Source organism: Longimonas sp. (assembly GCF_046498435.1).
Lineage (GTDB): Bacteria > Bacteroidota > Rhodothermia > Rhodothermales > Salinibacteraceae > Longimonas.
Genome location: NZ_JAWOAR010000296.1, coordinates 1 through 22,633, shown reverse-complemented (window position 1 = coordinate 22,633; position 22,633 = coordinate 1). Strand labels below are relative to the sequence as shown.

At 59.5% G+C, this 22,633-nt stretch carries 17 protein-coding genes, 1 tRNA gene and 1 pseudogene; 9 read left to right on the top strand and 10 right to left on the bottom strand.

The features are described 5' to 3' along the window. The first annotated feature begins 358 nt into the window (after positions 1-358). The 3 genes from R6U20_RS11545 (at position 359) to lysS (ending at position 3,855) form a co-directional block, all read left to right on the top strand. The gene (locus R6U20_RS11545; protein WP_410338008.1) at positions 359-1,315 is read left to right on the top strand and encodes a Rossmann-like and DUF2520 domain-containing protein; all 957 of its coding nucleotides are present in this window, start codon (positions 359-361) and stop codon (positions 1,313-1,315) included. Between the two features lie 303 nt (positions 1,316-1,618). Next, entirely contained in the window at positions 1,619-2,182 is a 564-nt protein-coding gene (locus R6U20_RS11540; protein WP_410338007.1) for a hypothetical protein, read from the top strand. Positions 2,183-2,310: 128 nt separating this feature from the next. Continuing rightward, positions 2,311-3,855 carry a lysine--tRNA ligase gene (gene lysS, locus R6U20_RS11535; RefSeq protein ID WP_410338006.1) on the top strand — a complete coding sequence of 515 codons (1,545 nt, stop codon included), beginning with the start codon at positions 2,311-2,313 and terminating at the stop codon, positions 3,853-3,855. 41 nt (positions 3,856-3,896) lie between these two features. Here lysS and R6U20_RS11530 read toward each other — a convergent pair whose 3' ends face one another. The 10 genes and pseudogenes from R6U20_RS11530 to R6U20_RS11485 form a co-directional block, all read right to left on the bottom strand. Beyond that, positions 3,897-6,653 (bottom strand): class I SAM-dependent DNA methyltransferase, encoded by a 2,757-nt coding sequence (locus tag R6U20_RS11530; RefSeq protein WP_410338005.1) that lies wholly within the window; start codon positions 6,651-6,653, stop codon positions 3,897-3,899. 52 nt (positions 6,654-6,705) lie between these two features. After that, positions 6,706-7,569 (bottom strand): annotated as a pseudogene (locus R6U20_RS11525) (DNA-methyltransferase). Positions 7,570-7,890: 321 nt separating this feature from the next. Continuing rightward, the gene (locus R6U20_RS11520; RefSeq protein ID WP_410338004.1) at positions 7,891-8,319 is read right to left on the bottom strand and encodes a secondary thiamine-phosphate synthase enzyme YjbQ; all 429 of its coding nucleotides are present in this window, start codon (positions 8,317-8,319) and stop codon (positions 7,891-7,893) included. Positions 8,320-8,790: 471 nt separating this feature from the next. Next, positions 8,791-9,315, bottom strand: coding sequence for a hypothetical protein (locus R6U20_RS11515; RefSeq protein WP_410338003.1), 525 nt, complete (start codon positions 9,313-9,315; stop codon positions 8,791-8,793). Positions 9,316-9,723: 408 nt separating this feature from the next. Next, positions 9,724-10,851 (bottom strand): endonuclease/exonuclease/phosphatase family protein, encoded by a 1,128-nt coding sequence (locus tag R6U20_RS11510; RefSeq protein WP_410338002.1) that lies wholly within the window; start codon positions 10,849-10,851, stop codon positions 9,724-9,726. Positions 10,852-11,019: 168 nt separating this feature from the next. After that, entirely contained in the window at positions 11,020-11,916 is an 897-nt protein-coding gene (locus R6U20_RS11505) for a prolipoprotein diacylglyceryl transferase (RefSeq protein WP_410338001.1), read from the bottom strand. A 33-nt stretch (positions 11,917-11,949) separates the two neighbouring features. Beyond that, the gene (gene hisS / locus R6U20_RS11500; protein ID WP_410338000.1) at positions 11,950-13,248 is read right to left on the bottom strand and encodes a histidine--tRNA ligase; all 1,299 of its coding nucleotides are present in this window, start codon (positions 13,246-13,248) and stop codon (positions 11,950-11,952) included. A gap of 102 nt (positions 13,249-13,350) precedes the next feature. Then, positions 13,351-13,827 carry a PTS sugar transporter subunit IIA gene (locus R6U20_RS11495; RefSeq protein ID WP_410337999.1) on the bottom strand — a complete coding sequence of 159 codons (477 nt, stop codon included), beginning with the start codon at positions 13,825-13,827 and terminating at the stop codon, positions 13,351-13,353. Positions 13,828-13,920: 93 nt separating this feature from the next. Beyond that, complete coding sequence (locus R6U20_RS11490) at positions 13,921-14,721, bottom strand: aspartate/glutamate racemase family protein (RefSeq protein ID WP_410337998.1); 801 nt, start codon at positions 14,719-14,721, stop codon at positions 13,921-13,923. A 154-nt stretch (positions 14,722-14,875) separates the two neighbouring features. After that, positions 14,876-15,409: a hypothetical protein gene (locus R6U20_RS11485; protein ID WP_410337997.1), complete on the bottom strand. Its 534-nt coding sequence runs from the start codon at positions 15,407-15,409 to the stop codon at positions 14,876-14,878. Between the two features lie 665 nt (positions 15,410-16,074). Here R6U20_RS11485 and R6U20_RS11480 point away from each other — a divergent pair. From R6U20_RS11480 to R6U20_RS11455, 6 genes are all read left to right on the top strand, one after another. Continuing rightward, positions 16,075-16,145, top strand: a tRNA-Gln gene (locus R6U20_RS11480). 178 nt (positions 16,146-16,323) lie between these two features. After that, entirely contained in the window at positions 16,324-17,271 is a 948-nt protein-coding gene (locus R6U20_RS11475; RefSeq protein WP_410337996.1) for a ribose-phosphate diphosphokinase, read from the top strand. A gap of 191 nt (positions 17,272-17,462) precedes the next feature. After that, on the top strand, positions 17,463-18,134 hold the full coding sequence (locus tag R6U20_RS11470) for a 50S ribosomal protein L25 (RefSeq protein ID WP_410337995.1): 672 nt from the start codon (positions 17,463-17,465) through the stop codon (positions 18,132-18,134). A 147-nt stretch (positions 18,135-18,281) separates the two neighbouring features. Then, positions 18,282-18,857 carry an aminoacyl-tRNA hydrolase gene (gene pth, locus R6U20_RS11465; RefSeq protein WP_410337994.1) on the top strand — a complete coding sequence of 192 codons (576 nt, stop codon included), beginning with the start codon at positions 18,282-18,284 and terminating at the stop codon, positions 18,855-18,857. 267 nt (positions 18,858-19,124) lie between these two features. Next, positions 19,125-21,092 carry a 2-oxo acid dehydrogenase subunit E2 gene (locus tag R6U20_RS11460; RefSeq protein ID WP_410337993.1) on the top strand — a complete coding sequence of 656 codons (1,968 nt, stop codon included), beginning with the start codon at positions 19,125-19,127 and terminating at the stop codon, positions 21,090-21,092. A 342-nt stretch (positions 21,093-21,434) separates the two neighbouring features. Continuing rightward, on the top strand, positions 21,435-22,379 hold the full coding sequence (locus R6U20_RS11455) for a tyrosine-type recombinase/integrase (protein WP_410337992.1): 945 nt from the start codon (positions 21,435-21,437) through the stop codon (positions 22,377-22,379). Positions 22,380-22,633 lie beyond the last annotated feature (254 nt).

The following is a 22,633-nucleotide window of genomic DNA, read 5'->3' as shown; positions in this document are numbered from 1 at the left end:
TGCTGTCACAGGTCAATGGTTGGGTCACAAGCCGTCGGTAGGAGTCCTGACACGAGCGAAGCGACTGATGAACGCAGTGAATAAAGATCTCCCCCAAGGTTGGCAGGACCTCTGTCCCGCCGTATCTGGCAAGCGCCGAGGAGATGGTTCCCCCGACAGCGGTCGATGCCACAGGGGGCGGGACTGCGCTCACCATGTCAGACTTTGTGGGGGCTGGTTGCAGCGCAACCATCAAAATAAGGATTGACAGAGCAATAGGCGTTCCTTCCTACAGAGCCTCGCGACGAGATGACGTGTGTGGGTTGCAACCGTGTACGTCCTCCCTTTTTGCAAGCTTCCTCCTGTTCTCTCTGCTGCTATGTCGCATCGTGTTCGTGAGCCCACTGCCATTGTGGGGGCCGGTGCCGTAGGTCAAGCCCTTGCACAAGCCCTGTCGGCCCGGCATGTACCGCTCACCGCCATCATAAGTCGCACTCAGACGGATGCAACGGCCCTTGCCGAACGCGTACAGGCCGACCGCGCCAGCACATCGCTTGCTGCCCTTCCGCAACGCACCACGCGCGTGCTCTTCTGTGTGCCCGACACGCACCTGGCTGAGGTCGCCCACGCCCTGGCGCAATCCCCACATCGCACCGCGCCGTGGATTGCCATGCATCCCTCAGGCGCGCACCCGGCCCACGTGCTGGCTCCCTTACGGGCCTGTGGAGCCGCCCTCCTAAGCGCCCACCCCCTGCAAACATTCACGTCCTCTACTCCTCCCTCCGCCTTCCACGGCATTCGCATGACCATCGAGGGCGACGCCGCGGCACTGGACTACGGCGAAGCCCTTGCAGATCTGCTCGGCGCTACGCCCCAGCGTCTCTCCTCTGCCGCCAAGCCGCTGTATCACCTCGCGGCGGTGCTTGCCTCGAACGGACTCGTTGCGCTGCTCGTGCTGGCTCAACGCGTATGGGCAGCAGCCGACCTCAACCCCGACGATGCATTCGCGGCTCTTGCTCCTCTGATCGAAACCACCTGGGCCAACGTTCAGCGCGACGGCCCCGCTGCTCTCACCGGCCCAGCAGCACGTGGCGATGCGGATACCGTGGCTACGCATCTGCACGCCTTGCAGCATACCGTTTCCGACCTGCCCCTCACCGACGACGTCGCTGAACCGTTGTATGCTGCACTTACTGAAACGATGCTGCGTATCCAGGAGCACCAGAACGCGCTCTCCGCAACCGAAGCCGACCGTGTTCGGGCGCGCATGCATCAAGCGCGTGCCCCATCCCCCTCCGAAAACGATTCCTCAGAAAACGATTCCTCATCGACTTGACATCGTGCCCAACGCTTCCGATACTTGAAAGAGAGCTTCCGTGACCCCCACAGTGTGACCCCCACAGTACGAGGCTTTCCCAACCGGAGGCCTCCGTACATGCCGCACGATCATAGCCCCCACCCATAGATCCGCTGTCGCTCGTGGATCTATTTCCCCACTGGCCGCATTGGCATGGACTGACACAACGTCGGTCCATGCAGAACAGGCATCCTTTTTGCCGCCTCACACGGCACAGTCTGCCTGATACCGGCTGAAGCCTTTTGTGGCCATTCGTGTTTGTGACATAACCTTCGACGCTATATGAGTACTGCCGCGCGCACACACCGCGAGCGCATCCAACAGAAACCGCTCCTGGGCGCTACTGCCGAGGCAACTGCCCCCACAGGTCCAACGAAGGCCAATCAAGCGTTGTCTACGCTTCGGAGCATTCTTGCCGAGCACAACACGGGGGCGGCCTTCCAGTCGGTGGTCATAGCCGCCGTACATATTGTGGAGCGGGCTGTGTGCCATGAGCAGTGTGTTGCAGATGCCGCGCTCTCACTGGGGCAGCAAGAAAAGCTTAGCGAGATGGTCGACCGCGTGGAAGAGGCGGCCCTGCTCTTACGTCAACAACTGAACACCCAAAGCGGCAGCCTCACGCATCTGTGCGGCGACCGCCCGGCACGCTCGTCCGATGCCGAACCGTGGCCCGAAGCCCTCTTTAGCGCGGTGCAGGTGCTTGAAGAATGCGTAAGCCAACTCGTGTCGCTCTCGAATGCCCAACCCAAAGGAAGTGCCTCGCGCACATTGAGCGACGCCATCGCCAAGCTGCTTCGCAGCCACCACAACACGCTGCTGCTGGAAGCCGAAGAATGGATGGCGTAACGAACGACACCCTGCACCTCCCGTTACACCTGGCTGTACCAGACGCCTCCGCCTGCCGGGGGCGTTGCTGTTTTTGTCTGCGTGCCCCCATTTACCTGTAAACTTTCTCCGTTTCCTCTGTGCCTGCTATGGATTCCTCTGCCCCCGATGCCTCCCCACGCGCCGACCACGAGCGCTCTGAGCAAGAGCAGCGCCGCCGCGACGAGCGGCAGGCCCTCGAACAGCGCGGCATCGACCCGTACCCGTACGAGTGGCCGACCGATGCCCACGCCGCCGACCTCGTGGATACGTTCGACGACGACGCCCACGACCCTGAAGACGGCGAGCGGCTGGAGGCGTCTATCGCGGGACGCATCACCAACATTCGCGTAATGGGCGGCTCGGCGTTTTTCGATGTCCAAGATGAATCAGGCACCATCCAAGCCTACATTCGAAAGAACGAAGTCGGGGAGGACTTTTACAATGAGGTATTTACCGAATTACTCGACATCGGTGATATTGTAGGGCTTCAGGGTTACGTTTTCCGCACGCACATGGGCGAGGTGACGCTGCGCGTGCAAGAGATTAAGCTGCTCTCGAAGGCACTGCGGCCGCTGCCTGTGGTCAAAGAAACTGATGAGGGCGACACCTACAACGAGGTCACCGACAAGGGCTTCCGCTACCGCCAGCGCTACGTGGACCTGACGGTAAACCCGGATGTACGCGGTGTTTTTCGGCAGCGGGCCACGCTTATCCGCACCGTGCGCGAGTTTCTGGATACGCAGGGCTACCTCGAAGTAGAAACGCCCGTGCTGCAACCGGTGTACGGCGGGGCCACCGCACGCCCCTTCACCACGCACCACAACGCGCTCGACATGGAGCTCTACCTGCGCATCGCCGATGAGCTCTACCTGAAGCGGCTTTTGGTGGGAGGATTCGAAGGCGTCTACGAGATCAGTAAGGACTTCCGGAACGAGGGGCTGAGTCGCTTCCACAACCCCGAGTTCACCATGATGGAACTCTACGTGGCCTACAAAGACTATCGCTGGATGATGGACTTCACCGAGCAGCTGGTGGAGGCGGTGGCTCGGGCGCTACATGACAGTACCGAAGTCACCATCGGCGAGCACACGGTGTCGTTTGAGCGTCCGTGGAACCGCATCACCTTTCTCGGCGCCATCGAAGATGAAACGGGATACGACCTGCACGGCGCCACCCGCGAGGAACTGCTGGAGGTTGCTGAAGCGCTTGACATCGATGTGGACCCGGACCTGGGCGCGGGCAAGCTCTACGACAAGATCTTTGGCGCAACTGTGGAGCCGACGCTCATTGAGCCCACATTTGTGATGGATCACCCCATTGAACTGAGTCCGCTTGCGAAGAAGCACCGCGAAACGGAGGGACTGGTGGAGCGGTTTGAGGGATTTGTAGCAGGACGCGAGATCTGCAATGCCTTTAGCGAACTGAACGACCCCGACGACCAGCGCGAGCGCTTCGAAGAGCAGGTGCGCCTCCTCGACGCGGGCGACGACGAGGCCACGCCCATCGACGAGGACTACCTGCGTGCACTCGAATACGGCATGCCTCCCGCTGCCGGACTTGGCATCGGCATCGACCGCCTTACCATGATGATGACCAACCAGGACTCCATCCGCGACGTCATCCTCTTCCCGCTGATGCGCCCGGAGCAGTAGCGGCCCTCAATTAGAGAGGCGCCCGACTGGGTTACGTGCCGCTACGAACGCGGGGCTGCTGCCATGCGAGTGCGATACAAACGCTCCAGGGCATTCCGCACAGCACCATACTGGTCAGCCAGGCCGTACGCTTCCAAGACCACCTGATCGAATGCGCGCCGATCTGAGCGCTTGAGCTCTTCCGGCAACGGATGCACCGTGCGCTGGAGCAGCAGCTGAAACGCATCTCGAATCTGTTCACACTGGTCAGAAGTCAACGGACCAGGATTGAGCATATGGAGCTGCCGTTTGGCGCGTGTCGTGCTCAAGTCAAGCGCCCCGAGTCCTCGCCCGAAGCCAAGAGCCTCTATCAAAAAGAGCCCGACAATGCTATTCAGGAGCGCATGGCATATCTCAGGATCGACCTCGGGATGTGCCAACGTGAACCGCGTGAAGCGCTGATCGACAAACGCCCGATTGCGCAAACGTGGAATAAATAACCGTTGATATGGATTGACGGGAAGCACGAAGTCAGCCATCGAATCGGTCTGCATCTCGTACCAATGCATGTTCGATTTAGATAAGACCTCGGGTAGCGGACGCCCTGTCGTGTTCGTTTCATGTTCGAACCGACGAATCCATGCCAACGCGCCCTGATGCCCTCGCTGCTCCAGTTCCTGGATGCTTCGCGAACAGCTGAATACGTCTATGTCGGGCTCTGCTATTAGCCCCTTGGCATGTGAGGGGCGTTTGAGTCCGGGCTCAAGGTACACGTCTTCGATTGAATGGTCGCCCTTCGGATAGAACAATGGGTTCCAGCCACGCCGTTCGCCCCGTCCGATGTCGAACAACTCGTTCACCGGAATAAGAACATCCTGAGTTGTTTTCAGCCAGTTGATGTCGGCAAACAGGGCCGTCCACTCGATGCCTGCTTGCTCAAGCGTGTCTATTTCGTGGTTCGTATATATTTCTGCTTGCAGCCATCCCTCTCTGGCGCGGTTGAGAGTGGCATAACTTGCAAGCTGTTGCACCGCCTCGTCATCGGTAGTGTGCAATTTCTTCTCTGTGGTGATAAACGCGGTAGCCTCCTGATCAGGTGGATTTTCAACCGGAGTGCGCTTGCGAAGAATCAAGAGACTCGCTACAACATCTGCATTCTGGAACCAGCGCCCCTGACCTGATACAACGACCTTTTCAATGTGATAGAACTGCTGAAGCGCTTCGCGAAAAGCCGCTCCCCAGTCGGTACCCAGCCAGGCATTTGACAGAATAAGACCAGCGCGCCCTCCATCTTCCAGAAGCGTCCAGAGATGAAAGGGGAGGTACGCATACAGATCGCTTCGTCCGGGCAAGTCAACCGATTCATCTGTCTCACGCGCAACGCGTTTCTTAACGTGCTGGATCGTCGAAGCTGAAGTCTCTACGTCTTCAAACTGCACAAACGGCAGATTCGACACGATGCAATGTGCAGCAGGCAGTTGTTTGTGGACGGTGGCTCCAGTCTCTGGATGCCGAAATGAAATCTGGCTTCCCACTTCAAGGTTGAGCACATCCTCCTGAAAGATGTGAAGCACCTTGCCCATTTGCTCGGGACGAGACAGCGCCAACGTGGCTGCCTGAAGGGGAAACGCGTACTTGTCACTTGCCCAGATGCATTCCCGTGCCGCATCGGGTGCAATACCGACAGACTGTTTTTCATCGTACGCTGCAGAAGCAATCGTTCCCGTTCCGCAGCACGGGTCCAGCACCGTCTTTGTCTGATCGTGTACTGCAACGCGCACCAAAAAGCGTGCAAGTGCCGGAGGAGTGGTAAACTGCCCAGCTGCTTTTCGCTGTGATGCAGAGACGGTGCTACGCAGCAGCATTTGGGTAGCTTCAGCCCCAACCGTGTCAATATCAACTGTTGAGAAGAACCCATTGAGTTGCACCAACCGATCCCACGTACGAGGGCTGATTCGGGATTCACCTGTGTATGCCTGAAACACATGGGCAAAGTTACACGATGCTATCACTCGTTCGAATAGGTCAAACGCTTCTTCTTTGCTACTTGATGATGAGAGGGTTTCAACAGCCTGTGCTGCTGAGCAATGAGATTTTAGGACGTGCAGAAAAATGACTTTAGCAGCCCATCCTGCAATGGAACGATGGGCCAACACCTCCACCTGGTCGCGATCTGGATATTCTGCTTTTACGCCCTCCCACCATAACGCAACCTCGGCCCGAAATTGGTTGTCGCTCTGGATGGCTTTTTGGAGCGCTTCAGCTGTAGCGGATGTGCTTTCAAACAGAGCCTCAATGAGACGCTGATCGGAAAACGTATCAATGATTGTGCGTTCGCGAAGTGTTCCCTGTTCGAGCAACTCGCTCATATCTCGGAGTACCCGATTGCACAGTTTCTTCCAGTCGTCTTCCCGCTCGGGTACTGCGGAGCGACGCTGGATCGGTGCACCTGGAAGCGTCCAGGTACGAGTCGGCTCGTACCCCCCTTCTTGTTTTTGGGCTACGTGCAACACAACCTGATTCACATTCCAGACAACGAAGCTGTTTATCCCGAGCCGTTGAGCCTTTTGAGTAGCATTTTGAATCAGCGATGCATCCGTAACGGGCGTATCGGGCATCTTGAGCTCCCAGCCCTGCAAAATCGTCTGCCCAGTGCGATCGCCAAAGAGAAGGACATCAGGAAAAAGCACTCCAGATGCGCCGTGGAGCGTGTGCTCGCCTCCCGCTTTTCGAATCCCGAGTTGCTTACCCTGAAGCTGTTGATTCATATAAGCAATCAGGTCAATCGCCCAACTGCGCTCGTTGTATGTAACGGGCATAGATGTGATGTGTCGAGTCGATTAACACTGCCTACGAGAGAGGACCTGTCCACTACGATGAAGCCCCATTGCCATCCGCAAACAAGTCGAGCGTAGCTCTGCCAGCGGAGTTGACGTCCGGTTCGATCGAGGAGATCGGTTTACCGGTGTCTACCGCATCCAAGCGCGCCTGGGCCACTTCGATGCAGTCCAGATCGCGCCCCTTGAAGCGCTTAAGTTCGTCATTTTTCTCAATACCCACGTAGTTGCGCCCTTCCATGTGTGCGGCCACAAGAAAGCTACCGCTTCCAAACGCATTGTCGAGCACCAGATCGCCCGGATTGGTAAACGTACGAACCAGATAGCGTCCGAGCGCCACCGGTTTCTGGGTGGGATGCCAGACCTCGCCCTCGCTTTCAGCGGTTTTGAAGTAGACCACATCGGTCGGATACCGCGATCCACTCGACTTGATGTGCGCCGGATCAAAATCGCCGTAGCTACCAGTGAGTTGGTCTTTGCGTACGCCTTTGTCGTACGGATCGCCCTCCGACATCTGCGGATTGTAGGTCGGCGCTTTCTTTTAAAACACGCACACGTCTTCGTGCTTGCGCAACGGCTGCCGCTTCGCATTCAGGAAGTTGGTGGCTTTCGACTTCACCCAGATGATGCGATACTTAAAGTGCTGCTCCTGACTCATGATGAGCTTGGCGGTAAACAGTCCTTGCGCCGTAAGCACAATGGCCCCACGGTCTTTAATCACCCGAAGATACTGCTCCCAGAGTGGCTCCAGTGGGATCACACTGTCCCAGTTATTGCGAGTCGTTCCGTACGGCAAATCGCACAGAATCATATCTACAGACTGGTCGGGGAACGTGGGCAGCACATCCAGGCAGTCGCCTTCGATGAGCTGGTTGCGTAAGGAGGAAGACCCATTCATGGAGATGTAGGAGACATCGGTGCGCGACGCTTCGAGGGTATGATGCAGCCTATACGCATCCAACTGCGGCTTGGTTGAGCGCCGTATGGACCTGTTGCTCTGTCACGCGTGATTGTTTGGGTCAGACCAAGATAGGTACGCGTGCCGTGCCGTCCTGAACAGGTCCCGCTGAACGCCAGGGAGATGGTTCCTTCGACAGTGGTCGGAGCCACAGGGGGCGGGGCTGCGCTCACCATGACAGACTTCGTGAGGGGAGGATGCCAAGGTAACCATCAACCCCGCATGCTTCGTTGGTGCACAGGGAAGGGCTGAAGCGAATGGTTAGGCCTCGGGCCCCATGAGGGTAAGCATGAGGGTGCGGGGACCGCCCTGGTTGCGGTGTTCGCAGAGGTAGAGCCCTTGCCATGTGCCCAGCGCCAGCGCGCCGTCTTGCACGGGCAGCCACAGACCGGGGCCGATGAGCACGGCTTTGATGTGGGCGGGCATGTCGTCGGGGCCTTCGAGGGTGTGCTGGTAGTAGGGCTGTTCCTCGGGCACGAGGTGGTTGAGGTGGCGCTCCAGGTCGCCGCGCACGTCGGGGCTGGCGGCTTCGTTGAGGGCGAGGGCGGCGGAGGTGTGCTGAATGAAGACGTGCAGCATCCCTTGGGTGCACGCCTCCAGTTCGGGCAGGGCACCGGTCACGGTGTCGGTGATGAGGTGGACGCCGCGAGGATGCGGGTCGAGCGTGAGCGTGCGTTGCGTCCAGTGCATGCGAGGTGTGGGGGGAATGTGGAATGGGAATGTGCGAGGGACGTACGGGAGCCTCCACGAAGCGAGCCAACGGCACTTTCATAGGGGCACCGACGGGGCGCACTGCATCGGAATGGTGGAGGCGATGCCGCAAGCCTTTGGTTTCTTACCGAATAAATGTGAGATGGGCGGGGAATGTGCCGCACGGCGGGGTATGGCTCCCTTTGACTCAGGATATGTTTGTACAGAGAGACACTATTTACTAATAAATACCTTTTGTTTGAGGTACCAGATTCAAATACAAAAATGGCATGTGTGTCGGTATGCCTTACACCGAGTTTCTTTTAGATTAAAAGAAGAGCAGACCTCACAAAAAAAGTCAGGGATGCACCTGCTGGAAGGGCGACCTCCAGCAGGCTGTCCCCCGGCATCCCTGACGAACGGTGGCCTCACAACGAGGAGGCCGTATGTGAAGCTGATGGCAGAGCGGCGCTAAAAGCTATATCCGACACTGAGGCCGCCCCATGGCACGATGCCAAAGTCGCCAAAAGCTGGCGTAATGCCAGCACGGAAGATAATTCCGCCATCGGTGGGCTGGTAGCGATAGCCAATAATAGCAGTGCCTGCAACGGTGTCGTCGCTGATGCCGCCAAAGTCGTCTCCTTCGGTATCGAGACTGACGCCGAGGTACATGGCGCCGAGGCCCACTTCCAGGTTATGATTGGTGCCCCACAGGTAGCTGGCCGTCAGCGGGATGTTGGTGAACGTGACGCCGAAAGCGCCCGCTCGCATGGCACCCAGGCGAGCACTCCAGTCACGGTTGATGCGGTAGTCGTAGTTTAGGGTATAGAGAAAGCCCGTTCCACCCAGTTCGGTGTAAATGGAGTTGTTGGCCTCGACATCCATTTCAGACTGTGCAGCAGCCTGATGGGGAGACCAGGCCAGCATGGTAATGAGAACAGCTCCGAGTGCCCACCCGAGTGTGCGGTAACGTAGCGATTTTAGAGCGTGTAGCATGATGGATGAATCAGTTCTGTTAGAAATTAGAAAGCGGTTGCGTATGCATGTCTGAAGAGATAGACGCCCAGCAGCGTATCGCAGAGGCACTCTGCTGGGGCCGTATCATTCGCTTTCCATGCTACCGGTAGACATTGTCGGATGTAGGACAGATCGTGTCGGAAATGCGACATGTCGGAAATGCGACAGGGAATGTCGGAAATGCGACAGGGAGCATGCGCATTTGAGTGCATGGGCTCTCCTACACAGGGGCTCCTGCACGGGGGCTGGGCTGAGCGCGCTGCATCGGGATGGCGGAGGCGATGCCGCGAGCCTTTGGTTTCCTCTGACTAAAAATGTGAGATGGGCGGTGCCGCACGCCGAACGGAGGACCGTTCGACGCAGGGGGAGTAGGTTAGAGCAAAGCGGTTACTCGGTGCCGGGGGGCAGGATGTCGATCCAGACGGGGAAGTGGTCGCTGGCGCGTACGGCACCGGGGTCGAGCGGACGCCAGACGCCGCTGTCGTCTACGTTGAGTGAGCGGCCGGGCAGTACGTAGTCAACACGACGCTCCCACTCGGCGGTGTGGCCGGGCGAGAGGTCGGGAAAGGCGCGCTGCCCTTCGGGAGAGGCCATGGGCGTGATTGCGTTGATGCGCACATGGTCGAGCACCTGATTGATGGCACCGTCGACGCTATCGCCGCCGCCGGGATCGGCGTTCTTGTCGCCCATGAGTACGAAGTGGGCATCGCTGGGGAGGCCGCCGGTTTCGGTAGAATCGTCGTAGATGTAGGGGGCCTGGTCGAGGTAGTCGGCCCAGAAGCGGATTTCGTCGTAGTTGCGGAGGCCGTTGCGGTTTTCGGGACCATCAAAGCCGGGTGGGGTCGGGTGGCTGGCCAGCACATGCACCACGCTGCTATCGGGCAGCATAACGGGGATATCCCAGTGGCTTTTGGAGCTCAGGCGCATGTCGGCCCAGGTGTCATCGTCGTACCACGCCAGTCCGGTTTCGGGATTGGAGGGACGCCGGACACCGGGCATATCGCTCCACTTGAAGAGACGGAACGTGCGCACATCATCGGTCTGGATACGCAGGTCGCTCCGTACGAGCAGGGCCATGCCGTACTGTCCGGGAAAGGTGCCAAAGCCCCAGGCATCTTCGCCGTAGGCGCGTCCGGCGTCGTTTTGGGGAGGCATGGCAGTGTCAGAAGACGCGGGCGGGATCTTGGGCACATCGGTAACGGTGACGCCGTCGTTGTTGAGGTCGTGCTCGCTGGCAATGCCGGTGTTCGTTGGGGCCATGAACGCGGTCATGGAGAGGGCCTCTAAGGAGTCGGCTTGCGGTTCGGCCAGATAGTTTTCGGCAAAGCGCCGGGCATTTTGGCCCTCGGGAGCGCCTTCTTGATAGCCAGGGTCGCCGGGCTGGTCGTATGTTATTTCCTGGAGGAGCAGGATATCGGGCTGCAGGTGCTGGATGATGGCTGCCGCGCGCTGCATGCGTGCATGATCGGTACGTCCGAGTGCATCGGTACGTATGTCTTCGATGTTATATGTCATAATGCGAAGTGGGGCGTCCGTATCGGTCGAGTCCCCACATCCCGAAAGGCCAAACAGTCCCATACAAATGAGAAAGACAAGGCCGATCGGATGAAATGGTCGGCACATATATGAGTGTTCAAGTACACAGAAAACTACAATGAACACGCAGGGCGTGTGTGTGGCAAGCTATGCCGTTGTTGAAGACGGCGTATCCACCCGTTCGCTGGTGAACCACAGCCCCAGCAGGCCCAGCAGAATCAGTCCAACAGAGATAACCTCGGCCTGGGTAACCACGAGACCGAGCAGGTCGAACTCAACGTTTACACGAATCTGCTCGATCAGCAGCCGCTCGGCGCCGCTAAACACGAGGTAGAGTGAGAACAGCCACCCGGCCTGAAACGGATGCTTCCGTAGCATCCACAGCACGGCGGCCAGGATGCTGGCCATGGCGAGTTCGTAGAGCGGGGTGGGATGCACCGGCTCGGGCGGGGAGCCAATGATAGCGTGTGGATACGTTTCGGCCCAGAGCCACATGGGTAGCCAGTCGGGTTTCGCGGCCATGTCAGCAGCAATGCCCCAGTCGCCATCGCCCGCCAGGTGGCAGCCAATGCGTCCGATCCCGTAGGCAGCCATCAGACCTGGCGCGCCCGCATCGGCGAAGCGGGCGGGGGGCAGGTCGTAGCGGCGCAGGTACCACACAATGGCCGCGCCCGCGACAAGGAATCCGCCGTAGAAGGTGAGCCCGCCTGTGGCGAAGAGCATGCCGCCCGGATCGAGCCAGAAGCGGTCCAGGTTTTCGAGGATGTGGAAGATCTTCGCGCCTACAATGCCCGCCACGACCACGATAATCGCGATGGTGCCGAGTAGCACCGACGGAGAAACTTCTTTGCTACGGCGTCGCCCTTCTTGAGGCATCTTCACGCCGGGGATGATGCCCGTGTTGTAGAGACGGTCGATTTCGCGTCCGGTCAGCCAGATGGCGAAAAGCACCGCCACGGCAACCATGGCTCCGAATGAGTAGATCGGAAACGGAAGCTGAATCCCAAACAGGTCAGCAAAGATGTCGCTGAGGCGAGGGTACATACCGGCAGAGGCGTTGGAGACACAAATGCGGGGTTACGCAGCGGGCGGGGTAGACAGGTAGTCGGCCAGGTCCTCGAACGACACGGCGGTTTGCTCGCCGGTGGCCATGGTTTTGACCTGGGCGCTGCCGTCGGCCAGTTCGTTGCCGCCAATGATGACGGTGTAGGGGGCATCTTGGCGGTTCGCCTCGCGCATCTGGGCTTTCAAGGAGCGTCCTTTCAGGTCGTGGGCGGCGTGGATGCCTTGGGCGCGCAGGTCGTGTACGGTCTTAAAGACCCAGGCTTCGGCCTCTTTGCCCAGCGCAGCAAAGAACACGCGGGGGGTTTCGGGGGCCGGATAGTCGTAGTCGATGGCGTCGAGGGCAAGGAAGAGCCGCTCCATGCCCGCGGCAAATCCGCACGCGGGCAGCGGGCCGTCGTGGCCCAAGGCCGGAGCGAGACCGTCGTAGCGTCCGCCGCCTGCGAGTGCGCTTTGCGCGCCCAGGGCGTCGTGCTCCAGTTCAAAGGCGGTGTGCGAGTAGTAGTCGAGGCCGCGCACGAGCATCGGGTCTTCCTCGAACGCGATGCCGAGACTGCTCAAAAGCTGCTTTACGGCGTCGTAATGAGCAAGGGCCTCGGCATCCACATGATCGAGCAGGGTGGGCGCATCGCGGAGCAGGGCGCGCTCGTGTTCGACTTTGGTGTCGAGGATGCGGAGCGGGTTCGTGTCGAGGCGACGCTGGCTCGTTTCTGAGAGCTCGTCGCGGTAGGGCGTCAGGTAGTCGACGAGGGCATCGCGGAAGGCAGCGCGGTGCTCCGGTTCCCCGAGCGTGTTGATACGAAGGCGCGCCCCCGTCAGCCCAAAGGCCTGATACACCGCAATCATGGTGGCGATGGTCTCCGCATCTGTTCGTGGATCGCTGGCCCCGATGATCTCGACGCCGAACTGGTGGAACTGCCGGTAGCGTCCTTTCTGGGGCTGTTCGGCACGGAAGCACGGCCCAATGTAGAAGAGCTTCTGCACGCCGCCGCGCTGCTCCAGGTGGTGCTCCAAGAACGCTCGTGTAACGGGAGCGGTGATTTCGGGGCGCAGCACGTAGCGGGTACCGCGCCGCTCAAAGGCAAACATCTCCTTACTTACAATGTCGGTGTGCTCGCCCACGCCACGCGCCACCAGTTCGGTGGGCTCCAGCATGGGAGTGCGAATCTCCTCCAGGTTGTGGCGGGTCATCACCTCGCGCAGCACCGTCTCAACGTGGTGCCACTCGTGCGAGGCCGCAATGCGCGTGTCGCCGATGGTATACGCATCGGGCAGGATGTCGAAGGTGCCTTTGATATGTTGAAACGTACTCACAGAAGGAAGCAGGGGGATTCGAAAATGAGTGACAAGGCGTGGGGCGGCAGCCAAAGAATTGGCAGGTGCAACCACGCTGCGGCAATGTGTGCGGGGCCGGTGCTACTGATGCAGAGCGGCCTCGGCGTCTTGAAACGTGCGAACGACCGTATCGGGATCGTTGGCCTCGCTGAGTGCTTTGCGAATGGGCCGTTGGTGGACCAACCGCGAAATGCGCCCCAGCACTTTGATATGCAGCGACGCATCGGCCTCCGGTCCGACAAGCAGCAACAGCAGGTCAACTGGTTTGCTGTCGATCGCGTCGAAGTCAACCGGAGGGTGTACCGTAGCAAAGGCCGCCACGGTATCGGAGGCGGCGGATGTTTTGGCGTGCGGGAGGCCCAGGCCATGTCCTACGCCGGTAGACATCGTCGATTCGCGCTTGAACACGGCATCGCGCACATCCGGCAGCGTCGTAATCGACGGGTGGCCGTCTAACAGGTCAACCATCGCGTCGATGGCTTCGCTTTTGGTGGGGGTGGACAGTCCAATCCGTATGCGGTCAGGATGCAGCAGGTCGTTGATGGCAGGAACAGACACGTAACCAGTCGAGCGCGTAGGACAGAAGTTCAGCGAACACGTGGACGTAACTGCTTCCTATGCGTCGGATGGGGTGCGGTTCGATAGAGACGCTCAAGCCGTTTGAAAGGTGGCCAGGCGCGGAGGAAGCGGTTTTAGATGGTCGGGGTGTACTGCATCGATGAGTGCCCGCGCCAGGACTTCGGCAGGATCGATGAGGGGGACCAGGTCCATGTCGGCAGCCAGGGGAGCCAGCGGCAGTTCGGTGCAGCCCAGCACGACAGCATCGGCCCCGCGGTCGATCAGGTGCTGAATGGTGTCGAGCAGGTTTTGCTTTGCTTGAGGCGTGGCGGGGTGGCTCTGCGCTTTGAGTCCGAACGAAGTGTCGAAGATCGTGGTGTTTACAAGCTCGCGCATTACGGGGTCGGGGGTAACGACCGAGAATCCGGCTGCTTCGAGCGGGGTGCGGTGCAGGTTCAGTTCGTAAACGGCTTGCGTAGAGAGCGTACCGACGGTTTCGATATGCGGCATCGTGGCCTGCATGAACTCCACCGTCTCCTCAATCATGTGCAAGAGCTCTACCTGATGCCCTGTGCGGCGGGTTTCCTGCACGATGGTATCGAAGATGGAGGGCGCGTGGGCAGTATTACAAGGCATGCCTGCAACAACAGCGCCAGCATCGTCGAGGAGACGCAAGACATCAGCCAGCGCGTATGCGGGGTTCGTGTCGATCTCCCCAAACAAGAAGGTGCTACGATCGACCAGGCGTTCTGGATACGAAAGCAGTGCTACGGGCACATGCTCCTGGTCGGTAGCGGCATCGGTTTGTGCGATGATCTTATCGACGAGATCGACTCCGGCGTGGGGGCCCATCCCCCCTAAAACGCCGATCACTTGCTTGTTAGGTGCAGGCATGTACAACAGGCCCTGATGCGTAGGCTACGAACGACCGCTCATACGGAAGCCCGTAGCGAATGTGCCAGCGCGTCATGCAGCTACCTGTCAGGTACACCGGCTGGGTTTGGGGGACTGCTCAGCATCACCGACCATTGAGTATCCCGACCCGTTTTCATTCGGACTCGGTTTGTGTAGAGGCACGAAGCGATTCGAGGGCTGATATATCAATGGCTTGCAGCGCCTGGTCGAGCGTTTCGTTTGAGGTATCTCGCCCCGACACCTTAACGACAAATCGGTTATCCACGAGCACCACTTTTTCGCCGCTTCCATTTGTTTCTTCGAACTTTTCGTACAGGCGGTGATCCTGGTAGGTGCCCGTGCGCTCGAATCCCGTTGAAGACTCCCGGTCAATGTCCATGGCTACCATGCCCAACCCCAATACGGACAGGCCGGGTGCTCCGCCAATGTCGATGATCTCAATCTCCAGGCGCTCTCGATCAGAGCCTTCGAATTGGGCTGAAGCCTGTACGAGCGTAAAACCGCTCATGGAATTGCGAGCGCCCTCGCGGTCAATTTCTTCGAATCCGTTAATACTGGACGGGATCAGGTCGCGGAGCGTTCGGAAGTCGACCGGTTCAACAGGCTCTGCATTGTTGTTCTGCATGTCTTGCAGGGAGCGCCCCATCTCTTCGGCTCCTTGCTGCATCTGTTGAGCGTTCTGGGTAAGTTGTGAAAGCGACTCCTTCGTGCTTTCATCAAGGCAACCCGCTGCAAACAACGCACATGCAAGAACGAGGACTGGAGCTATTCGATATACGGCGGATACACGGGGCATTATCGTACGCATAATTATCACGTAAAAAGGGGGAGAGACCAGGCAAGGTGAGTGAGCGTATGTAAACACACCGTCTGCGCAAGAACAGCGAGGTTCTGCACAGGTGGCTTACATGAGCCCCCTACATTATTCCAGGCGGCTTGCATTATTCATAGCGTACGGACGGCACGAAACCGGTCATTGCGGTCTTTCATTGCGGTCTTATAGCCAGTCTCGTGCCATTAAGCAGGCAGTGCTTTGTCCATCCTAAAAAAATATCGCAGCTCAAGTGCGCGTTTTCTGTTCCTCCAGCCTTCCTGTCTGTGGACGCTGATTCAGGACCCGTTCTCTCCAGGGAGGATGGCATTGGAAGGCAGTTTCAGCGACTTAGTGCTGGTGCGGCTCACAGGCGTCGTGCAGAAACACGTAAATCCTGTTCGAAGGAAGTAGAAGAACTGCTAAACAGCGAACTAAGACCGACTCGCCATGTTGCTTTTTACAGAGACACGCGCTACCCTGAGTAGCGTACAGTTCTGACGCACTGCTCGTTAACATATTGCCCGGTCGTCTAATGGCAGGACAGCGGTTTTTGGGGCCGTGAGTGGGGGTTCGAATCCTCCCCGGGCAACTGCGCTCTGCAATAGCGCACAGCATCCTGCATACGTCCTGTGTGCAGGATGTTTGCATGTGGCCCCTGCCGACTCCGTTGGGCGCGCTGGTCGTGCTTGTTCGTACGGGTTGTTGCGCGTTGATCGTGCTGCATCTCCACATGCACGCTCACCTGTTTCCCCTCGTGCTCTCGACTCATGACCACCGCTCCCCAGGAAAACCCGGTTGCAATCTACGGCGGCCGTTCGAATCCCGCTCTGGCCCGCAGCATTGCCCAGAGCTACGGCACCTCGCTGGGCGAACTCACCATCCAGGAGTTTGCCGATGGCGAAATCTATGTGCGATACGAGTCCTCCATTCGCGGCGCTGACCTGTTCATCATCCAGAGCACGTGTCCCAGCGCTGAAAACTGGATTGAATTGCTGATGCTGATCGACGCTGCGAAGCGAGCCTCGGCGGCTCGTGTTACCGCGGTCATCCCGTACTTCGGCTACGCGCGCCAGGATCGCAAAGACCAACCGCGCGTGTCCATTGCCTCCAAACTGATGGCGAACCTGCTCACGACCGCCGGGGTCGACCGCATTCTGACGATGGAGCTGCACGCACCGCAGATCCAGGGCTTTTTTGATGTGCCGGTCGACCACCTGTACGGCTCGGGCGTGCTCATCGACCACCTGCAGGCACTCGACATGGACAACTACATGCTCGTAGCTCCTGACGTGGGCGCGCTGAAGATGGTACGTGCCTACGCTAAAAAGCTGGGCACGAGCATCGCCCTCATCGACAAGCGGCGCCCGCGTCCGAATGAGGCACGCGTCATGAACATTATTGGCGATGTAAAAGACAAGAATGTGATTCTGATCGACGATATCGTCGACACCGCAGGCACGCTGACCCGCGCCGCCGAGGCGCTTCGTGAAGAGGGCGCGCTCGACGTAATGGCTGCCTGCACGCACGGGCTGCTCTCCGGACCAGCGTACGACCGCATCGAAGCCTCCCCCATTGAACAGCTCATTATCACCGATACCATTCCGCTGGAACGCACGTCCGACTCCATCGAAGTAGTCAGCGTGGCTCCCCTCTTTGCCAAAGCGATCCGCCACATCTACACCGATAAGTCCGTCTCGACATTGTTCAAGGACTGACCGGGGGTAGGTATCGGTTTGTTGACACCGGGCGGTCGCGTTTTAACAGCCCTTTAGCGAAAGCAAAGGAACCCGAAGCCCCCACCACGGCTTTCCATCCTTCTGCACACGCCGCCCGCCGCTTTCTGTTGTGACGCGGTGCGCGTCTCGCCTGATTTACGATTTTGTACGGTATTACGCTCCTTCGACACATGGATGCCCCAACCCTCAACGCTGAGCCTCGCGACACCGGAAAGAAAGCGACGCGGGCCGTGCGTAACAGTAACAACGTGCCTTGCATTCTGTACGGACGCGACACCGACCCGGTGCCGTTTCAGGTAAGTGTGCACGACCTCAACCGCCTCATCTATTCGCGTCAGACCAGTGTGGTCGATGTGTCGATGAATGGCGACACCTGGTCATGCGTCCTCAAGGACTTCGATCTGCATCCGATTTCGGATGTCCCGGAGCATGCTGACTTCCAGGTCCTCAAGGAGGGCCGTCGCGTTACGCTTACTGTGCCGGTGAGCTACGAAGGCATTCCGGAAGGACAGAAGAACGGCGGCGATACGCAGATTCTGGTGCGCGAAATCACCATCTCCTGCCTGCCTGAAAACATTCCGTCCGAAATCACCGTCGATATTTCGGATCTGGAGATTGGAGACGCCATTCACCTGTACGACCTCGACCAGGAGGCGTACACCTATAAGATGGCGCAGGGGCAAACGCTCGTTACCGTTGTGGCACCGCACCTCGAAGCCCTCGCTACCGAAGACGAAGAGGAAGAAGAGGAACTCGAAGAAGGCGAACTGCCCGAAGGCGAAGAAGGCGAACTGGCCGAGGGCGAAGAAGCCGAGGCCGAAGACAAAGAGGCCGACGCCTAATCTATCATATACTTGCATGCGTACCACCCGCCCGCACTGCCCAGCGCAGTGGGGGCGGGTGTCGTTTAGGGCATGGCGACCCCGCGTGCACAACAGCCCGCACCACGCTCCGCCTCATTGACCTCGCACTACCTGCTGCTTATTCGCATGGCTACTCCCGATCTGCTTGCTATCGGACTCGGCAATCCGGGTCCTTCGTACGCCAACACGCGTCACAACATCGGCTTTCAGGTGGTGGAGGCGCTGGCCGAACGCCTGGGCGCTACGCTGCGTCCGCTAAGCGGGCTGGATGCCCGGGCCGGGCGCGGTCCGCACAAAGACCAGGTGATTGCGCTGGCTCAGCCACTCACGTACATGAACCGGAGCGGACAGGCCGTAGCCGCTCTGCTCGATCATTTCGAGATGCCCGTAGAGCGCCTGCTCGTGATCGTCGACGATCTGCACTTGGATACGGGCCAGCTGCGGCTGCGCCCCAGCGGCAGTAGCGGCGGACACAACGGACTTGCCGACATTGCCAAGGCCCTGGATACGAAACACTTCCCTCGGCTGCGTATCGGGATTGGGAAGGATTATGCACACGGCGAGCAGGCCGACTATGTGCTGAGCCCGTTCTCGGCCCAGCAGCAGCCTGTCATCGAAGAAGCACGCCTTCGTGCTTGTAACGCCGTGCTGCGCATGGCTACTGACTCGCTGGACGCCGCCATGAACCGGTACAATGGCTAATCCCACTACCGAAGCTGCTGCTCCTGCGTATCCCCCTTGCCATAGGGCTCACGTAAGCGTCTGAAGCATGCACACACCTACTTTTGTTGAATCATTGCAAGAAACGACGGGCACCGTTGTTTGTGGGTGGCGCGTCCGCTACATTGGAAGCACCACATGAACTGGTGCGTATCTGTAGCACGGCGTGGCGCCCCCGTGGCAGCGCTTCCAGTATGCAGAAACACGCCCCTCCATCGACTCCCAGATGCTGAATAGCTGCACTCCGATATGGCGAAGGTAGACGTCTCGATGCCCAAAATGGGCGAGAGCATTACAGAAGGTACGGTCATTGTCTGGCATAAACAGCCCGGCGACGAGGTTGAGCAAGACGAAACGCTCCTCGAAATTGGCACCGACAAGGTGGATACGGAGGTGCCCTCGCCCGCCGCGGGGGTGCTCGACGAGATCCTCGTGGAAGAGGGCGATACCGTAGAGGTGGGTACCATCATCGCTCGCCTCGAAACGGAAGTCGACGCGGCCAGCGAAGCGGATACCGCCTCACCAGCCCCTGAGGCCAGCGCCGACGATGCAGACGCTGCCGCCGCCCCCGATGCCGCCGCGGTCGACGCGGTGGATGGGGTAGATGCATCTGCGGATGCAGACGCCGAACCCGACATGCCCTCGGACAACGGGGCCGCTGAAGAGGTTGCTGAAGAAGCCGCCTCCGACAGTGCACCGGCCGATGAAGCCGCCACCGAAGACATGGAAGACATGGAGGTGGTGATGCCCAAGATGGGTGAAAGCATTACCGAGGGCACCATCATTGCCTGGTTCAAGGACGTTGGCGACCCGATTGATCTCGACGAAACGCTCCTCGAAATTGGTACCGACAAGGTGGATACGGAGGTGCCCTCTCCTGCTGCGGGCGTGCTCAAAGAGCGCCTCGTGGAAGAGGGCGACACCGTTGAAGTCGGCACCGTCATTGCTGTTGTGGGGGCTGAAGCAGAGGCTGCCGCTGGCGATAGCACCCCGGCAGACTCCTCCCCCGAAAGTACCACAAGCACCGCCGAGAGCACAGAGGGAGGCGATACCGCACCCCGTACTACTGAGCCCGAGCCCGTAACCGATCATGGACGTCCGCCGGAACCGGTGGCCGACGATGGGCGCCCCATTACGCGGCGTGGCGAAGATGGGCAGTTCTTCTCGCCCCTGGTGCGCTCCATTGCTGAAACCGAAGGCCTGAGCATGAGCGAACTGGAATCCATCGAGGGCTCTGGGCGCGAAGGGCGCGTTACCAAAGAAGATGTGCTCGACTATCTCGAAACGCGCGAGGCCCAGCCCGAGCCGACCGAAGCGAAGCCCGATCCAACCGAGGCCCCGCCCGAGCCAGCCACCGACAGCGGCGACACAGCACCCACGAGCGAACCGGCTCCGGCGCAGCCCACGCCCGCTCCGCAAGCCCCGGCCTCCCGCACGCCGGAGCGCGGCAGCTATACCGTCGAAGCCGGACCGAGCGAGGAAGAGCTGAAGCAGCAGTACGGCGACCGCATCGAAGTGGTCGAAATGGACCGCATGCGCAAGATCACCGCCGAGCACATGGTGCGCTCCAAGGCGACCTCGGCACACGTCACCTCGTTTGCCGAAGCCGATGTGACCGGACTCGTCAAGTTCCGCGAGCGCCACAAGGAGGCGTTCCAGGAGCGCGAGGGCGTGAAGCTCACGTTCACACCGTTCTTTGTGCAGGCTGCTGTTGAGGCGCTGCGCGATCATCCCACGCTCAACGCGTCGGTGGAAGGCGATAAGATCGTGCAGAAGAAAAACTACCACATCGGCATTGCTGTTGCGATTGGCAACAAGGGACTGCTGGCGCCGGTCATCCGCAACGCGGGCGACCTGAATGTGTCGGGGCTGGCGCGCAAGATGGCGGACACCGCCAAACGCGCTCGCTCGAAGCAGCTGCAACCCGACGAACTGCAAGGGGGCACCTTTACCGTCACGAATATCGGCTCGCTGGGCTCGCTGATGGGTACGCCCGTCATCAACCAGCCGCAGGTGGGGATTCTGGCGACTGGCGCAATTAAGAAACGTCCGGTGGTGGTGGAAGACCCCGACATGGGCGACGTCATTGCGGTGCGCCACATGATGTACCTCTCGCTCTCGTACGACCACCGCGTTGTGGATGGCGCCCTCGGCTCCAGCTTCCTGCATCGCTGCGTGGAGGTGCTCGAATCCTACTCTGCCGACGACGAACTGTAGACGCGCAACCGGTGTCTGTTGCAGCCTGTGCTGTTCTGTGTAGGCTGCGTGGGATGCTGGTATCACGACCATTTATACCGCCCGGTGCCTTCCTTGCAATGCAGGGAGGGCATCGGTCGTTTGAGGCAAACCTGTGAGAGGCGACCCCCTGTCCGTATCCTCCAACACACGTTACCGTACCAACTCCGCATACTCCGTTGGAAGGGTGGAGGGTTGGAAGAAAAAAGATTCACCCGTCCATCCATTCATCCTTACACGGGGGCCTATTGCCATGCATCCCTGCGTGCAATGATGCGTTAGCGGAGCCCGTCGTGTCTGTGCCTTTTCTTGCAACGTGCTGCCATGCCGCCTTCTACCCCTGATGCGCCGCTTGAACTCTCGCTGCGCGAACTCCGCCAGCATCTTGATGCGTTTCTGACCGAGTATCTGAGCGATAAGAGCGACGAAACCGTGGGGACCTACCGGCGCTCGCTCAACACCTTTCAGAAGTGGTTTATTCAGCGGCAGGGGCGCTTTCAGTTTACCGAAGACGATGTGCGCGCCTACAAGAAGTACCTCATGGAAGAGCGCGGGCTCAGTCAGGTGTCGGTGTCCACGTACCTGACGGCGGTGCGGCGGCTCTGCCAGTATCTGGTGGATGCGGGGCATCTCAACGAGAATCCGGCGAAGGCCGTGAAGGGCAACCGGCGTCCTGAAACACACACGCGCAAGGTGCTCACCGAGTCCGACATCGAGGCGCTGCTCGACGCAATGGACGATACCACGCCCATCGACAAGCGCGACGTGGCCATTGTTTACTGCATGCTCTACGCTGGGATGAGCGAAATCGAACTCGTACGTGCCGATGTAGGCGACTTCGAGCACACGCTCATGGGCGATGTGCTGCGCGTGCAGGGCAAAGGCCGCACCGTCAAAGACGAGCAGGTGCCGCTCGACCCACCGGTGGTGGAGCGCATCGAAGCGTACCTGCAGGCGCGCGAACGCCCGAACCCCGACAAGCCGCTCTTCATCTCGCACGGGCGTCGATCAAAAGGCAAGCGGCTCAAGACGCGGTCGATTCGCGGGCGCATCAACCAGCACATGAAGGCGGCCGAGATCAAGCGCCCCGGAATCACGCCGCACAGCCTTACGCACACCGCCGCGCTCATCTGGCTGAACCAGGGCATGCCGCTGGAGCAGGTCAAAGAGCGCATGCGCCACGGCACCCTCGACACCACCATGATCTACTACAAAAAGCAGGGCCTTCTGAAGCGCGACCCCGAGGAGCTCGACGACATGGAGCTGTAGGTTAGCCGGATAGGAGCAAAGGAGTTAGGGGAAAAGTGAAGCATCCTGCTTCGGGCACCATCGTGTCCGGATTCCGCCTATGGGTACTTTTATGTCTGGGGAAGCATGCCTCCGTGCCCGTTCGGTGCAACCACACCACGTTTCGCAAGCGCCGACGTACGGTGCTACTGCTCTGTCAACCCTCATTTTGATGGTTGCCTTGCAATCACCCTCCCACGAAGCCTGTCATGGTGAGCGCAGTCGAACCATCTCCT

Bases quoted from the DNA above. Each gene is read 5' to 3' on its own strand.
- R6U20_RS11470 (WP_410337995.1), top strand. From the start codon at position 17,463: ATGGATGCCCCAACCCTCAACGCTGAGCCTCGCGACACCGGAAAGAAA.
- R6U20_RS11545 (WP_410338008.1), top strand. From the start codon at position 359: ATGTCGCATCGTGTTCGTGAGCCCACTGCCATTGTGGGGGCCGGTGCC.
- R6U20_RS11515 (WP_410338003.1), bottom strand. From the start codon at position 9,315: ATGCTACACGCTCTAAAATCGCTACGTTACCGCACACTCGGGTGGGCA.
- pth (WP_410337994.1), top strand. From the start codon at position 18,282: ATGGCTACTCCCGATCTGCTTGCTATCGGACTCGGCAATCCGGGTCCT.
- R6U20_RS11485 (WP_410337997.1), bottom strand. From the start codon at position 15,409: ATGCAGCAAGGAGCCGAAGAGATGGGGCGCTCCCTGCAAGACATGCAG.
- R6U20_RS11540 (WP_410338007.1), top strand. From the start codon at position 1,619: ATGAGTACTGCCGCGCGCACACACCGCGAGCGCATCCAACAGAAACCG.
- R6U20_RS11475 (WP_410337996.1), top strand. From the start codon at position 16,324: ATGACCACCGCTCCCCAGGAAAACCCGGTTGCAATCTACGGCGGCCGT.
- R6U20_RS11505 (WP_410338001.1), bottom strand. From the start codon at position 11,916: ATGTACCCTCGCCTCAGCGACATCTTTGCTGACCTGTTTGGGATTCAG.
- lysS (WP_410338006.1), top strand. From the start codon at position 2,311: ATGGATTCCTCTGCCCCCGATGCCTCCCCACGCGCCGACCACGAGCGC.
- R6U20_RS11510 (WP_410338002.1), bottom strand. From the start codon at position 10,851: ATGACATATAACATCGAAGACATACGTACCGATGCACTCGGACGTACC.
- R6U20_RS11520 (WP_410338004.1), bottom strand. From the start codon at position 8,319: ATGCACTGGACGCAACGCACGCTCACGCTCGACCCGCATCCTCGCGGC.
- R6U20_RS11460 (WP_410337993.1), top strand. From the start codon at position 19,125: ATGGCGAAGGTAGACGTCTCGATGCCCAAAATGGGCGAGAGCATTACA.
- R6U20_RS11530 (WP_410338005.1), bottom strand. From the start codon at position 6,653: ATGCCCGTTACATACAACGAGCGCAGTTGGGCGATTGACCTGATTGCT.
- R6U20_RS11455 (WP_410337992.1), top strand. From the start codon at position 21,435: ATGCCGCCTTCTACCCCTGATGCGCCGCTTGAACTCTCGCTGCGCGAA.
- R6U20_RS11490 (WP_410337998.1), bottom strand. From the start codon at position 14,721: ATGCCTGCACCTAACAAGCAAGTGATCGGCGTTTTAGGGGGGATGGGC.